This is a genomic window from Priestia sp. VA7 (assembly GCF_055710015.1).
Map to the genome: position 1 here is coordinate 1 of NZ_JBVQPN010000044.1, position 471 is coordinate 471.

At 40.1% G+C, this 471-nt stretch carries 1 pseudogene; it reads left to right on the plus strand.

Annotated features, from left to right (window positions below):
* Positions 1-471 (plus strand): annotated as a pseudogene (locus tag AC0C45_RS30060) (conjugal transfer ATPase TcpF); the annotation flags it as partial.

Here is a 471-nt window from a genome sequence, read left to right on the forward strand (position 1 = left end):
GTCTATGTAGCTTACTTTACCATTAACAGCATTGTCGGAGAACTGGACTTCCCGTCCTCTGAAATCTTCTACTACCAGCAACAGCAATTTACATTCCCGATTGATACGTCAATGAATGTGGAAATTGTAGCGAATCGTAAAGCCCTATCTACTGTCCGCAATAAAAAGAAAGAACTGAAAGACTTGGATAACCACGCTTGGCAAAGTGATAATGAAACCAGCTCCAATGTGGCGGAAGCTCTGGAAAGTGTGAATGAGCTGGAAACCAATTTAGACCAAAGCAAGGAATCTATGTACAAGCTGTCTTATGTGGTAAGGGTATCAGCAAATGATCTTGACGAACTCAAACGTCGTTTTAATGAAGTGAAAGATTTTTATGACGATTTAAGCGTAAAACTGGTACGACCATTTGTGGATATGCTCGGCTTACATGAAGAATTTTTACCTGCCAGCAAGCGTTATATGAATGAT